Origin of the sequence: Streptomyces tagetis (genome assembly GCF_018069565.1) — a bacterium.
GTDB lineage: Bacteria > Actinomycetota > Actinomycetes > Streptomycetales > Streptomycetaceae > Streptomyces > Streptomyces tagetis.
In genome coordinates, this window is the sequence record NZ_JAGPNL010000007.1 from 148,810 (window position 1) to 163,416 (window position 14,607).

10 protein-coding genes and 1 pseudogene are annotated in these 14,607 nt (G+C 68.4%); 7 read left to right on the top strand and 4 right to left on the bottom strand.

Annotated features, from left to right (window positions below; genetic code table 11):
* Nucleotides 1-382: 382 nt before the first annotated feature.
* The 3 genes from J5Y05_RS31990 to J5Y05_RS23305 all read right to left on the bottom strand — a co-directional run bounded on the left by J5Y05_RS31990 (nucleotide 383) and on the right by J5Y05_RS23305 (nucleotide 5,137).
* Nucleotides 383-3,151: a CBS domain-containing anti-phage protein gene (locus J5Y05_RS31990; RefSeq protein WP_307854056.1), complete on the bottom strand. Its 2,769-nt coding sequence runs from the start codon at nucleotides 3,149-3,151 to the stop codon at nucleotides 383-385.
* Nucleotides 3,152-3,317: 166 nt separating this feature from the next.
* On the bottom strand, nucleotides 3,318-3,857 hold the full coding sequence (locus J5Y05_RS23300) for a GNAT family N-acetyltransferase (RefSeq protein WP_210875007.1): 540 nt from the start codon (nucleotides 3,855-3,857) through the stop codon (nucleotides 3,318-3,320).
* A complete protein-coding gene (locus J5Y05_RS23305; protein WP_210875008.1) occupies nucleotides 3,854-5,137 on the bottom strand; it encodes an NsdA family TPR-like regulatory protein in 1,284 nt (427 codons plus the stop codon). The genes J5Y05_RS23300 and J5Y05_RS23305 overlap by 4 nt, the downstream gene beginning before the upstream one ends.
* A 239-nt stretch (nucleotides 5,138-5,376) precedes the next feature.
* Between J5Y05_RS23305 and J5Y05_RS23310 the strand changes: the two genes are divergently transcribed.
* From J5Y05_RS23310 to J5Y05_RS23340, 7 genes are all read left to right on the top strand, one after another.
* Entirely contained in the window at nucleotides 5,377-5,823 is a 447-nt protein-coding gene (locus tag J5Y05_RS23310; RefSeq protein ID WP_210875009.1) for an ATP-binding protein, read from the top strand.
* Between the two features lie 227 nt (nucleotides 5,824-6,050).
* Nucleotides 6,051-6,239, top strand: coding sequence for a hypothetical protein (locus tag J5Y05_RS23315; RefSeq protein ID WP_210875010.1), 189 nt, complete (start codon nucleotides 6,051-6,053; stop codon nucleotides 6,237-6,239).
* 187 nt (nucleotides 6,240-6,426) lie between these two features.
* The gene (locus tag J5Y05_RS23320) at nucleotides 6,427-6,606 is read left to right on the top strand and encodes an FxLD family lanthipeptide (protein WP_210875011.1); all 180 of its coding nucleotides are present in this window, start codon (nucleotides 6,427-6,429) and stop codon (nucleotides 6,604-6,606) included.
* Between the two features lie 213 nt (nucleotides 6,607-6,819).
* Nucleotides 6,820-9,774, top strand: a complete 2,955-nt coding sequence (locus J5Y05_RS23325) for a lantibiotic dehydratase (protein ID WP_210875012.1) — start codon at nucleotides 6,820-6,822, stop codon at nucleotides 9,772-9,774.
* A complete protein-coding gene (locus J5Y05_RS23330; protein ID WP_210875013.1) occupies nucleotides 9,771-11,045 on the top strand; it encodes a lanthionine synthetase C family protein in 1,275 nt (424 codons plus the stop codon). The genes J5Y05_RS23325 and J5Y05_RS23330 overlap by 4 nt, the downstream gene beginning before the upstream one ends.
* Before the next feature lie 21 nt (nucleotides 11,046-11,066).
* Nucleotides 11,067-13,148, top strand: coding sequence for a methyltransferase, FxLD system (gene fxlM / locus J5Y05_RS23335; protein WP_210875014.1), 2,082 nt, complete (start codon nucleotides 11,067-11,069; stop codon nucleotides 13,146-13,148).
* Nucleotides 13,149-13,236: 88 nt separating this feature from the next.
* Nucleotides 13,237-14,370 carry a hypothetical protein gene (locus tag J5Y05_RS23340; RefSeq protein ID WP_210875015.1) on the top strand — a complete coding sequence of 378 codons (1,134 nt, stop codon included), beginning with the start codon at nucleotides 13,237-13,239 and terminating at the stop codon, nucleotides 14,368-14,370.
* A gap of 6 nt (nucleotides 14,371-14,376) precedes the next feature.
* Here J5Y05_RS23340 and J5Y05_RS31995 read toward each other — a convergent pair.
* Nucleotides 14,377-14,592, bottom strand: a pseudogene (locus J5Y05_RS31995) (mobilization protein); the annotation flags it as partial.
* Nucleotides 14,593-14,607 lie beyond the last annotated feature (15 nt).

The window sequence follows — 14,607 nt, forward strand, 5'->3', positions numbered from 1 at the left end:
TCGCCGTTGGGCTCTCTGCTGTGGGCCTCACCGGTCCGCCCGGCGCCACGCCGTGCCCGAGGTGGCGCGGTCGACGAGCACAGCATCGTCGTGCTTCTTGCCAAGGCGGCCCCGTTGCAGGACCGCGGAAAACATAACGGGGGGGCCGGAGGCACGGTTGGCTTCCAGCGCCTGGGCCGGTAAGAGAACCGCTCGCCGGCCAGGTGGCGGGCAAACGGTCCCGCAATCCTCATCGAGTAGGCTGTTGCCACCCTCGGGTCCTGTTGGCTCCCTCGTAAGCTCCGATGTTCGATGACCCACATCGGGAGCCTCGTTCAGGCTATCCGCGGTCTATATCTGACCATCTCAGGCTGAGGGGCGAGCGTATGAATGGGGCAGGTTCCTAACTTTCTTCTTGGTCATATTCTCTTAGCACGGCGATCATGTGGCGAATCTTCTGGACGGCATCGTCAGGCAATGGGTCAGGGTTGAAATGCATGAGATCGTTCCTGATCCCTCGTATCTGGTCGAGGCGTGCGATGAATACCTTTCGCTCCAGCGGCCAACCGAGCTTCTCCCACGCGTCCTTGTTCTCTAGAGTGCGCTGATAATCTCCGATCGACAAGTCATCGAATTCCTTGATGCTCCGGTCGCCTTCCGGATCGCATAGGGCCTGGATCTCGCGGAGCTCGATAGAAGAGGAAAGTATCCGGCGCAGCCGTCGATCGAATTCCCCGATTAGGAGGAACGGGGTAGCCATGGCTCCGTAAGCGGATGCCACGTCGCTCGCAGTTACTATCCCTGCGATGGCATTGGTCTGGTCTCGGACGAGCACGAATTCGGACTCTGTGAGGGCTGGAAGAATGTCAATCAGATCTTGATTGTATAGGACGTCCCTGGCGGGGATGATGGCCCGAGAGAAAGGGGCTTTCTGATTAGCGTGCCGTGCGCGGGCGATCGACTTCCAGGTGACAGCCCCGTGGAGGGTGCGTCCTGATAGAACCGGGAGTTGCGAGTAGTCGTTGAGCATCATCTGGGTGATGGCTTCATCGAACGTCGCATGCGGGGAGACAGAGGTGACGCCACCAAGAGCAGAGGGCAACATGCCCACGGTCGGACCGGCCACAGGCGCATCCTCATCTGTGTCTGCTGTCGGTGATTCGTCAACCGATAGAGTATGGTGAGATTTTTCTGTTGCTTCGGTATGTTGGACTGCGCTAATCAATTGCACCGTGGTGAAGGCGGGCACGCTATCAAAGTTGGGTGATGTGACCAAGCTGTGGTTTGCCAATTCAGCGACTATCTTGTCGCTGGTGATGGAGCTACGTCGCTGAACCCCCCACCATTCGAGTAGCTCCGTCACGGTTAGAGTCACCGGCGTTCCGTTCGCTGCCTGCTCTCTGGCATGCTTTAGTTCTTCGTGGCGTTGAGCGGCGAGCGTAACGTCAGCGATGCTAGGGCTAGTAATGCCTGTGGTCGGGGTTTCTAGGAATCTCTGGCGCAGCCGGTCAAGTGCTGTGCCGTCTTCCAGGATCCACGTCTGCCAACCGTCAAAGGAGCCTTCGCCGGCCGCTGCTGCCGCGGCCTGAGAGGGAGACCACAACCGCTGGCCATCAGCTAGTTCGAGCTGTCCCGCAGCTGTCACTGTTGCGGTGTGGCTTACCCCCGCACACTCAAAGGTCAGCCGTGTGCTTTCCGCGAGTAGACCCGCATCGACAAGATTGGCCAGCGTTACGCGTCTGCCGGTCATCAAGTACCGAGGCCGTTCGGCGTATCGGCTCAGGCTCAGGTCGTAGCCCTGCGCGGCGATATCTGCTTTGGGGACACAGAAGCTCTGTTCTGCTCGCGTTCGGTTACGCTCCGTGTTGTTGCGGTTGAACCAGCGGTTCAGGACATCCGGCAAGTTGTTGTGGGCGTGCTCGTCGTCTGACAGGGGGCCACCCGAGGGGCGAGCGCCAAGGCGACCCTCGGGCAGGAGGGGGGTTCGCTTGTCGTCCAGGCTGAGGCCGTCGGCTAGGACTTGGTAGAACCAGACGTGGTCCGTACCGCCCGTGTCCGTGCGGGTGAAGAAGAGGATGGCGGTGGAGACTCCGGCGTACGGCTTGAAAACACCGCTCGGGAGCTTCACCACCGCGTCCAGCTTGTGGTCCTCGACTAGCATCCGACGCAGTTCCTTATGCGCCTTTGTGGAGCCAAATAGGACGCCATCTGGCACAATGACCGCCGCTCGTCCACCGATCTTCAGCAAGCGCAGGAAGAGTGCCAGGAAGAGCAGTTCCGTCTTCTTGGTCTTGACGACCTGGACGAGGTCTGCGGCTGTGAATTCGTAATCGAGGCTGCCAGCGAACGGCGGGTTCGACAGGATGAGGGAATACTTACCGGCTTCGCCCGCCAGGTTCTCCGCGAGCGAGTCCTGGCGGCGAATGTCCGGTTTCTTGACGCCGTGGAGAAGCATGTTCATCGACCCGATGCGGAGCATCGTCGAGTCGAAGTCGAAGCCGTGGAACATGTTCTCGTTGAAGTGCTTGCGCTGCTTGGTTTCCAGAAGGACGTCGCCGTGCTCGCGTTTCACGTAGGCAGCCGTCTGGGCAAGGAAGCCCGCTGTGCCGCATGCGGGGTCGCAGACCTCGTCGCTCGGGCGAGGCTCGGTCATCTCGACCATCAGGTCGATGATGTGGCGGGGTGTGCGGAACTGGCCATTCTGGCCAGCGGTGGCTACCTTCGCCAGCAGGTACTCGTAGATGTCGCTCCGGGGGTCGCTCTTCTCGATGGTGATGTCGTCGAGGAGGTCGACGACCTTCGCCAGGAGGTTCGCGGTCGGAATGGTGAAGCGGGCGTCCTTCACGTGATGCGAGAACGTCGACTCGTCGCCGCCCATCCGGCGCAGGTAGGGGAACACGCCCTCGGAGACGAGGGTGTACATGACCTCGGGTTGCTTGGCCTTGAAGTTGTGCCAACGCAGATCCTGTTGGCCTTCAGAGAAGAGCGGGGCAGGGTCAGGGTTTCCCGTGCGTTGGGCCTGGTTGTCTTTGAGGATTTGGATTTCGTCCAGCCACCTGATGAAGAGCAGGTACGTAATCTGCTCCATCACCTCCAGAGGGTTCGAGATCCCACCGGACCAGAACGCGTCCCAGACGCGGTCTACCTTGCTCTTCAGGTCACCCGTGTTCACCCTGTGAGCTTACCGAGACCTCCCCAACCTGGTGGACTGATGGGGTAGTTGACTATGCGTCGAAATCGTTCCGTGGCTGACCTACCGTGCCGTAGGTGGCCCAGCTCCTCGGCTCTACGGAACCTTGTTTGGCGGTCCGAGTGGGGGGATCGCCGTACGCATCCGGTCAGCGGATGGTGCGGATCATCACGGTGAGGACCGGCGAGGCCGGTGACGGCTGGCTCTGTCCGATGTCCTCGTACCCCCACGACTCGTAGAGCGAGTGGACCTTTCCGTCCCCGGCGGCCGGGTTGACCATGAGCGTGACATACGGCTCATCGCGTGTGGCGAGGAGGGCGTCGTGGATGCGGCGGGCGGTGCCGGTCTTGCGCCAGGTCGGTCGGACGCCAATTTCCTTCAGGGCCACGGCCGGACGCTTGGTGTACGTCTCCGCCGGTGTGGGGCTGGTGCGCTGCCAGTAGCGGTCGCCGTGCTCGATGGTGTTGCCGTAGGCGTAGCCGACCGGATGCCCGTCCGCATACGCGAGGACGGCCGTGAAACCCGGCTCACTCCCGTGCCGGTCTAGGCGCTCGCCGAACGCGGTGACTGCGTAGTTCGGCAGGTGGAGGAGCGGGGCGCGCACGTCGGCGTACACGTCGAGGAGGTCGCCGCGGGCTGTGTCGAGGGTGGTGAAGGTGCGCAGTTCGATGGCGGGCGCCGTGGTCATGCGGCCATCCTCCAGGTGGCGGTGTGCTCGGTCCAGGTCTGGACGGTGGTGCTTCCGGGTGCGGTGGCGCGCAGTGCGGCCCCGAACTCCTGGAGCATGCGCGTGACCCGGGCGTGCTGGGTGGCGGCTTCGGCGGGGACCTTCATCGCGGTGGCCGTGGCGGCGTCGGGGGCGCCCTGTGCCAGCTGGGCGTGTGCGAGCCGGGTGGTGGTGATGGCCCGGGACCGGATCATGTGGGGTCGGAGGGCGGACAGGCAGCGGTGAGCGTGGTACTCGGCGGTGGAGTAGTCGCCGAGGGCCAGGTGTGCGGAGAGGGCCAGGGAGTCCAGCTCGGCCTGGTCGTAAAAGGCGAGCATCCACACCGGGCGGTAGTCGGCGGGGTTGGCGCGCAGCATGGCGTCCTGGGCCTGCTCGAAGGCGCGGCGGGTGCCGGTGCGGTCCTGGGCCGCGCCGTGGATGGCGCCCTGGCGGGCCAGGCCGAGGGAGGCGAACAGCGGGTCTCGGCGGGTGAGGTGGAGGTTGCGGGCGACGTCGTTGGCGGCGGACGCGTCGGCGGGGCGGCCCATGTGGCGGTACATGGTGCCCGCGTGGCTCCAGATGCGGAACTTGATCGCCTGGTCGCCGGACATCTCGGCGAGGGCCTGGGCCTCGCGCATGTGCGCCTTGGCAACGTCGTAGCGCCGGCCGTCGATGGCAGCCCACATCGCGGAGGAGCGGAAGGCAGCTGCTGAGGCGTAGAGGTTGCTTCGTACGCGCTGGGTGGCGCCGCCTGCGTTCTGGAGGTTGAGCGCCTCGTCGGCGAGAGCGGCGGCCCGCTGCTCGATGCCGAGCTGACCGCCGTGGCGGTGGTCGCTGGCGATGATCTCGGCGAAGCGCTTGTTGAGGCGGTTGACGTCGCTCATGCCGATACGGCGCGGCGATGCGGTGCCGGGTGCGGCTGCCGCGGCGGCAGCCGCCGCGATGCTGCCGACAAGGGTGCGGCGCTTCATGTCGGGGTCCTCCTGCTGCGGTGGGGCCGGGGTGGACGTAGGCCGGCTCCGTGGCACGAACCCTAAAGCGACGGCGGGTAGTCCGGTGACGTCCTCAAGTGCCTTGCGGGCGGCTGACTTTGGCCACGTGACCCGCCCCGCTTTCCATGCCCGGACCGATGAGCCGTCGAGTCCACCAGGGCGCCCGGTCAACCGTTCAATAGCCCTGTTCACGGCCTCGGCGAGGCTGTTGGAGCTGTAGCCGTGTTCGGCCATCCACGCCTCAAGAACGGTGTTGCGGGTGGTGTCCATGCGGGCACGGTAGCCCGCACGATCCCCGCCCGCCAGGTAAAGGGGGAGTCAAAACGCCCTAGGTCGGTCCGTCGGCTGACCACCTGAACGTCCTAACCAACCAGCTGGGAAAGGGAGTTGTCTGGGTGCTGGTCGCTCGCATGCCCCACCTCGCGGGCGGCTGTTGACGGCCCGGCCCGCCCCCGAGGTTCTCCCGCGGGGGCGGGCCGGGCGCCGAGACGACACGAAGGCTCCACTCAATGACGAGTCTGAGAACACCAGTTGAGGTCCCATCCGTCGGCCACCCCACGTACAGCCAGACCTTTCCGTGCGAGCCGTCCACGGCCGAGATCGGCCGCGACCTCGTCCGAGCCGTCCTCGGTGTGTGGCACCTCGACGGCCTCGCCGACCGTGCCGCGCTGATCGTCACGGAGTTGATCGCGAACGCCGCCCGGCACACTCCGTGTCCCGAGATCCGCCTCACGGTTGGGCGGCCGAGCGCGACACGAGTGCGTGTCGGGGTCGTGGACCGGGAACCGACGCGCCTGCCCATACTCAGTCAGGCGGGTGACGACGACGAGTCGGGGCGTGGGCTGCTCCTCGTCGATGCTGTCGCCGACCGCTGGGGCTACGACCTGCATGGCTCGGGCAGACGCCCCTGGGGCAAAGAGGTCTGGGCGGAACTCAGCACCGGGGGCGGCGAGTGAGTATCCCGGCCACGGCACCCTCGCCCCTTCCGGATCTCGCCCGACTCCGGCCCCGCCAGCAGATGGCCATGGACTGCGCCCTCTGCGCCCGCCGGCTGGGAGCGAGTGGGCGACGGCTGGGCGAGATACGCCACCAGGGCCTGCCGTTCCAGCTTTGGGCCTGCGCTCCCCACTGCCAGGCCGCCAGATCGACCATCCCCACCAGCTGAGAAAGGGGACGTCCTTCCATGGAGTGGCCGTGGATCACCGGTGATTGCTGGCTCGGCTGCAGGCGTACCGGAGTTCTGGTGATCTGGCTCGGCCCGGTGCAGTGGGACGGGCAGCACGCCCCCTTCTACGCGTGCGAGCCGTGCCTCGATCGCCTCCAGGCCCAGGCGCTCGCGTACTTCATGGAGCGGCGGCCGGCATCCGCTTGATCAGACTTCCGGCACACGACTTCCCGGCCTGAGGCAGGCACCCCCGCGAGGACTTCCTACGCGGAGCACGTCACCTCGCGCCGGGTGGCCAGGAGCCGTCGAGGAGCAGCCATCCGGCACCGCTCCCGTGGGCACCTGGTGGGCGCTCCAGCCCAGTAACACCACAACGATTGCGAGGAGTTGCAGCATGACGCGCAGCACCGTAGTTCCCAGCCGCACCGAAGTACGCCCGCAGATCCCGGGGGCATCGGACGGCTTCGACCTGGACGTCTCCCTCGTCGAGATCGTCGACCCGGCCGGCCTGGTCAACCTGACCGACGACAACTGCGGGTCCACCTGCGGCGCCTGCACCACCAACGTCGCCTGACCGGCCCGAGGTCAATCCGGTCTGGTGCCGCCGCGTCTCCGCGCGGCGGCACCAGCCGCCCGCCCCCACCTACGGAGGTACTTGGTGGTTGCTCCGCCCGCAGCGTTCCGCACCGGCTCCACTGCTCTCGTGCGCGCCGTGGCCCGGCCCTCCCTGCCGTTTCCTCCCTGCCCTGACCTCGATGACTGCTCGCCCACTGGTTCGTCTGCCCGCATGGCGTGGCTACGCGCGGTCTGGGCGAACGAGGACGTCGTCGAGGCACTCCAGCACTCCAACCCGGTCCTGGCCGCGCAGGTAGGGGCCCTGTGCACGGCCGAGCACCCCGCCCTCCGGGATGTGCAGCGCGCCGCGCTGTCCGTGGCCCGCTACCTGCTGCGGGCGCAGCACCGGGCGACACCCTTCGGCCTGTTCGCCGGCGTGGCCACCGCGGACTTCGGCCCACAGGCTCGGGCCGACTGGGGCGAGGAGCACGTGGCCGTGGGCCGCGCAGGGGCAGAGTGGCTGGCGGCCCTGGTTGCACGGCTGGAGTCATGCCCGGACCTCGTCGAACGACTGCCCGTCGTCATCAACAACACCGTGACGTACCGGGGAGACCGGCTCATCGTGCCGTTCCAGCCCGACGTTCAGGACGACCGGACTCGCCCGGTCGAGGCGTCTCTGGCCCTGACCGGACCGGTGAGCGCGGTCCTGGCCGCGACCCGACTACCGATCCGGTTCGGCACCCTCGTGGACAAGCTCCAGGCGGAGTTCCCCGAGGCCGGTCCCGAGAAGGCGCGTCAACTGCTGGCGGAGCTGATCCGGCGGCGGGTACTGATCACGGGCCTGCACGCTCCGAGCACCGAGACCGACGCACTCGGGTATCTGGTGAGCCAACTCGACGCAATCGACGCCGGAAGCCTCGCCCCGGTCGCGGAGACCGTACGCGAACTCCACGCGGTCCGGGCTGGCCTAGAGGAGTGCGCCACACACGGCGGCCGGGACAGCGTCGCGGCGCGGATGCGAGACCTCGTCCCTGGCCTGCGTCGCCACCCCGTCGCGCTCGACCTCCGCCTGGACGCCCAGATCGTTCTGCCGGAAGCGGTCGCCCAAGAGATCGAGCGGGCCGCTCTCGTCCTGACCCGCTTGAGCATCCGCCCGTACGGGACCGCCGCCTGGAACGAGTACCACCAGCGGTTCTACGAGCGGTACGGCATCGGCACGATGGTGCCGCTCGCGGAGGTCGTCGCGGACAGCGGCACCGGCTATCCCGACGGCTACCCAGGCGCTCCGGCCAGCGCACGCAGGCCCCGCGTCTCCGCTCGGGATGACGCCCTCGTACGGCTGGCTCAGGCCGCCGCGCTCGACGGCCGTGACGGAGTGATCCTCACGGACGAACAGATTGAGGCCCTGGACGTGGGTCCCGACGAGCCTCGGCTGCCGCCGCACATGGAGATTGGGGTGCGGGTGCACGCGGCCAGCCTGGAGGAGTTGCAGCGCGGGCGGTTCCGACTGGAGGTCGTGAGCCTGTCCCGCGGTGTCGGCGTCTCCACGGGCCGATTCCTCAGCGTGCTGGCCCCTGCCGACCGGGAGGCCCTAGCCACAGAGCTTGCCGACCTCCCGGCCGCTGACGGCAGCACCATGCCCGCGCAGCTCTCTTTCCCGCCCCTGCTCCCCGAGAGCGCACACGTCACCCGCTCCCCACAGGTTCTACGCACCGTGATCAGCCTTCAGGAGCACCACGCCCCGCAGGACACCGTCCTGACCCCGGAGGACATGGCTGTGGGGTGCGACGGCCGCCGCATGTACCTCGCCGTCCCCGAGCGAGGCCACCGCGTGGAGGCCGTCGGGATGCACGCGCTGAACCTGCGCACCCACACCCCGCCACTGGTGCGGTTCCTCACTGAACTGTCCCGCGCTCAGTGTGCGCAGGTCACCGTCTTCGACTGGGGCGCCGCAGCGGCGATGCCGTTCCTGCCACGTCTGCGGTACGGCCGGACCGTGCTGGCCCCGGCGCGCTGGCGGCTCGAAGCGTCCGAACTGCCCGGCCGTGCCCATCCTCGGGCCGAGTGGGACGCAGCGTTCAGCGACTGGCGTGCCCGGCGGAGGCTGCCGCGCCGCGTCCATCTCGTAGAGGACGACCGGCGCCTCTTCCTCGACCTCGACGAGGCCGGCCACCGTGCGCTCCTGCGCAGGCACCTCGACCGTACGTGCCTGGCCGTACTCGTCGAGGCCCCGGAACCAGAGGCGTACGGCTGGTGCGGTGGGCGAGCCCACGAGGTCGTGGTGCCCCTCAAAGCAACCAGGCCGTCGGCATGGCCGCCACTACCAGCCCCCAGCCCGGCCCGTGCCCTGTCTGCGACCCAGATGCAGACACCCGCCGCTTCCTCGGTTCTTCTGGCCGCCCTATACGGCGACCCCCGCCGCCAAGACGTCTTGCTCTCCCGGCACTGGCCCGGCCTCCTCGAACAACTCGGCAACCCGCCGTGGTGGTTCATCCGCTTCCGCGACCCGGACCAGCACCTCCGTGTACGCATCGCCCTCCCCGACCCGGAAGCCTTCGCCGACACGGCCCGAACGGTGAGCGCCTGGGCCGACGAGCTACGAAGCATCGGCCTGCTGGCCGACCTGCGCTATCCCACCTCCTACCGCGAGATGGGCCGCTGGGGCTCCGGCACCGCATGGGAGGCGGCCGAGGATGTGTTCCGGGCGGACTCGCGCGCCGTCCTGGCCCAGCTCGCGCAGCCACAGCGCCCCGAACTGCGCACGCTGGTGGCCGCCCACACCGTCGCTATCGCCTCCGCGTTCCTCGGCAGCACCGAGGCCGGGATGCGATGGCTGATCGACCACATCCCTCCGACAGCCCCCGCTCCCGTTCCACGCCCGCAGTTCACCGACGCCGTACGGCTCGCCGACCCGAGCGACGACTGGTCGGCGCTGCGCCGCGTCCCAGGCGGGGACGCCATCGTGTCGGGATGGGCCGACCGGGACACGGCGCTCGCCGCGTACCGGCCGCACTTGCCCGGCCCGGACACCCAGGGCATCGCCGTCGACGATGTCTTGACCTCCCTGCTGCACGTCCATTTCGTGCGCCACGTCGCCGTGAACTTCCCTGAGGAAGAGGTGTGCCTCTACCTGGCACGTGCCGCCGCCCTGGCTTGGACCGCCCGCACCAGGGGGAGGGCTTCGTGACCGCCCACCCCGCGCTCGGCCTGGTCGACGCCATCGCCGACCGGCTCGCCGATCCCGACACCGTGCCCCTCGGCTCCAGGACGCTGTCCTCGGATCGGCAGCACCTTGCTTACGGCCCGCCCGGAATCGCGCTCCTGCACATCGAGCTGGCCGCGAGGGGCCTCGGCCCGTGGCACCGCGCCCACGACTGGCTCGCCGCCGCCTCCCGGCACTCGCTCACCAGCGGCCCGGACAGCCACCCGTTCTACGGAGTGCCCGCCTTCGCTCACGCCCTGAGCTGCGCCGCCGACTACCTCCCCGGCTCTTACCAGCGCGCCCTCGACGCGATGGACGGACAGATCGCAATCGACGTCGGACGCCGTCTTGACGCCGCACACCGCCGCATCGACGCCGGACGCCTGCCGCAGCTCGCCGAGTTCGACGCCATCAGGGGCCTCACCGGATACGGCGCCTACCTATTGCGCCGAAACCCCGGCAGTTCCACGATGCGCGCCGTTCTCGACTACTGCGTGCGCCTCACCGAACCGATCATCCACCATGGCGAGTTCCTGCCGGGCTGGTGGACGGAGACCGGGCCCTCGGGCAGTCCGGACGACCGATTCCCTGGGGGACACGCCAACACCGGCATGGCGCACGGCATCGGCGGTGTGCTCGCGTTCTTGGCCCTCGCCGCTCGGAACGGCTCCGTGACTGACGGGCACCACACGGCACTGCACACCATCCTGACCTGGCTGGACCGCTGGAAGCAGAGAGCTGACGGTGGACCGGTCTGGCCGTACTGGGTCACTCAGGACGAGCTGCGGACGGGGCATCTCGCCCCGTCCGCGCCCCGGCGGCCGTCCTGGTGCTACGGCACCGCCGGCCTCGTCCGCGCCCAGCAACTTGCCGCGCTCGAACTCGGCGATACGAGCCGCCAGATCGACACGGAGAACGCGCTCGTGGCCGCCCTCACCGACCCCGAGCAGCTGAAGGCCACGACGGACAACGGCCTCTGCCACGGGTTCGCCGGCCTCGCCCACGCCGCCGCACGTACGGCAGACGACGCCCACCCCTCGACCGCGGGGAAACTCCACGCCGCGATCCCGGCCCTCCTGGCTGCGGTTACCCCACCAGACACCGACCCCGAACTCACGGCCACAGCACTCGTTCAGGACGAGGAAGGCGGCCTCGGCCTCCTCGACGGCGCCGCCGGCATAGCCCTGGCCCTCCTGGCGCCTAGCACCGCCGCACCACCCCGGTCCGCCTGGGACGCATGTCTCTTCATCGCTTGATCCACCGACCGAAGGACCTCTATGCCTCCCGACCACTGGCAGCAGCACAACATCACCTTCCTCGACCGCGAGAGCGCCCGGCGCACCATCGCCGAACGCCTCGGCCCCGCCCTGATCGAGGCCGAGGCCGACGGGCAGCTCGCCGGCTGGTGGTTCATGAACAAGCAGGCCTGGCCGCTGCGTTACCTCGCGGACGAGCCCTCACCAGCCATTGAGTCGCTCCTGAGCGATCTCATCGGCGACGGCGTGGCCGTGTCGTGCCTGCCCTGCGTCTACGAGCCCGAGACCGACACGTTCGGCGGACCCGAGGCCATGGATGCAGCCCACGAACTGTTCCACAGCGACTCCCACCACCTGCTCACCTACCAGCTGAGCCCGATGCACTTGGGACGCCGGGAGACCGCCGTCCTGCTGGCGAGCGTCATGATGCGCGGTGCTGGACTCGACTGGTTCGAACAGGGCGACGTATGGGCGAAGGTCGCGGCCCTGCGACCGGCCGCCAATCCACCACCACCCGCACGAGCCGCCGAACTGGCTCCGGCCATGCGGAAACTCATGACCGCCGATGCCCACAGCCTTTGTCGCCCGCGTGGCCCACTGCACGCTCACGAGGAATGGGTGACCGCCTTCGAACGGGCCGGAGCCACGCTCGCCGAGCTTGCAGGCCGCGGCGCCCTCACCCGCGGCCTGCGAGCCGTCATCGCCCATCACGTGATCTTCCACGCCAACCGCGCCGGTCTCCTCCGGGACGACCAGAGCGCCCTGTCCCACATCGCACGAGAGGTAGTCATGGGAACGAGTGACCACACCGAGTCGCCTACCGAGGCAACAGCCGACATCGATAGCGTCAGCGCGGTGAACACCGACACGATCACCACCCCCACGGCGGACGCCGAGCGTCTCCGCAACGCCCTGGTCGACCAGCTCCGCGCGGACGGACACGCCCGCACGCCCGCCGTCGAGACCGCGTTGCGGACCGTGCCCCGCCACGTGTTCGTGCCCGAGGCGTTGCTCGAAGACGCCTACACCAACGCGCCAGTGCACATCAAGTACGACACCGACGGCACGTCCATTTCCTGCGCCTCCCAGCCAGGCGTCGTCGCCCTCATGCTGGACCAGCTCGACGCCCAGCCCGGCGAGCGCATCCTCGAACTCGGTGCCGGCACCGGCTACAACGCCGGTCTGCTCGCCCACCTGGTCGGCGAGAGCGGACACGTGACCACGCTCGACGTCGATGACGATCTGGTGGAGGGCGCCCGTGCGCACCTCGCCGCCGCCGGGATCACCAACGTCCAGGCCGTGACCCGCGACGGGGCTCTCGGCTACACCGAGGGAGCACCGTACGACCGGATCATTGCCACTGTGGGCGCGCACGGTGTTCCGCATGCTTGGCTGCACCAGCTTGCCCCCGGCGGTCGGCTCCTCGTCCCCCAGCGCCTCAAGGGCACGGTGTCCCGCTCCATCGCCTACGAGCAGCGTGACGGCCGGTGGGTGTCCCTCGGCAGCGAGATGAACACCTTCATGCCGCTTCGGCGGGGCATCGCTGACGACGACCGCCGAGTGATCCCGCTCAGTACGGACGGCGCCGTACGACTCCAGGCCCCCGCCGGGCTCAACATCGACGCCGACGCCCTCGCAGGCGTACTTGACCAGCCGCGCACCGAGAAGTGGACCGGCATGACGGTCCGCGCCATGGAGTCGCCGGAATGGATGGAACTGTTCGTCACCTGCTCCCTTCCCTCCGGCCTGATCCGGATGCTGTTTCCCCAGAGCGCCAAGGGCACTCTGCTCACGGAGGACCCCTACCCCTCGTCGACCGCGGTCGTCGACAAGGGCGCCGTCACCTACCTCGCCCGGCGGCTGTCGAATAAGCAGACGCCCGAGGGCGACAAGCTCTGGGAGTTCGGCGTCATCGGCCACGGCCCCGGCAGTGACGAACTGGCCGCGAGGGTCGCCGACGCCATCCGCACCTGGGATCGCGACTACCACGACCGTGAGGCCACGTTCGAGATCCAGCCCCTTGACGCCCCCGAGATCGAGCAGCGCCCCGGTCTCTTCGCCCTCGACACCCCGCTGAACCGCATCGTCGTCGACTGGCGATGACGTCCCACGCGTAGCGGACGGTGCCCGTCGGCACACGGCTGGCGGGCACCGCCGCCTCAGCAGTCCTCACTTTCGACCCGGGGGATCCATGGACCCGCACGGCCTCACAGCCCAGCGCTTCCCGCTCGTCGCCCGATTCCGCCCCGCCTGCCTGCCTCTGCCGGAACGTGTGCGCGCACTCGTCGACCTGGCCGACACCGCAGTGAAGAAGGCCGACCAGGGTCTCGCATCGGCCGTCTACAACCAGGCCGCGCTCATCGCCTCCGACCTCGGCCTCCCCGACCTCGCCCGCGAGATGTGCCACCAGCACGCCGCCGCCTACCTCCACGCCTGCCCCCTGCCCGGCATGACCGCGATCCGAGGACTGGAACCGGTCGTCAACCTCGCCCGCCTCCAGATCCGCGCTGGCCACGCCGACGAGGGGCGTCAGCGACTCCTCGACCTGTACAAGGCCGTGGAGACCGGCACAGCGGCACGGTTCGAGGGCGTCACCGTACCTGCGGACCTCACTGCGACCCGTGAAGACCGCCAGGAAGTTCGCGCATGGCTGTGGCGCGTCCTCCTCGCAGACGGCACGCGCACCCTCGCCACCGAGGGGCGATGGGCCGAGGCCCTGGCGCACATCGAAGCCCACCATGGCATCGGGCAGCGGATGCTCGACGGTCGGCAGGTCGCCGTACTCGCCGCCCTCACTGCGAACGACACGGCAGGGGCTGCGGGTCTCCTTACTGCCACGAAGCCCGGCGACCCGTGGGAACAAGCCGTCACGGCATGCCTGACCGTCCTGTGCCGCCGTGACGCCGGGCAGCCGATCGACAGCCATCTGCCCGACCTGGTGACGGCCTACTCCGGACGGAAGGCCGAACCCGGGATGACCGTCTTCGACACTCGCCTCGGACTTACCGTCCTCGACGCGATCGGGCCCGCCGAGGAGCTCGCCGCGCACCTCATCGTCGAGGACCTCTACCGCAGGACGACGGACGCCAAGGACGGCTATGCGGCCCGCGAGAATTTGGCTCACCCTCGGTTCGCCGAGATTGCCACGGACCGGCAAGTGCAGGACTGTCGCGCGCTGGTGGGCGCCTGCGCCCTCGGCACGGGGTTCTTCCCGGACGAGCTGCGAGGAGAACTGACGTCGGCTCTGCGCGCCAGCGACAGCGTGATCCGGAAAAGCCTCACATGTTCCTCCGATACCGGAGGAACGCAACCCCTGCGGGCCTGACGGTCCCTATCGGCGCTGTCTGCGCTGCTGCTCGATAGGCGTCGCAGTCGTCGGCGGAAGCTGACCGCCGTGGGTCTGCCGGGCGCGGATCGATCCTGCGAGGGTGGAACGGCGGCGGGCGGCTTCGGCTCGGCGGTTGGGTGCCGGGTTGCGGCCGGTGTGCTGGATGCGGGTGATCAGGACGCGGGCGGGCTGTCGAGCGGTGGTCAGCTCACGCACCGCTCACGCAAACGGCCC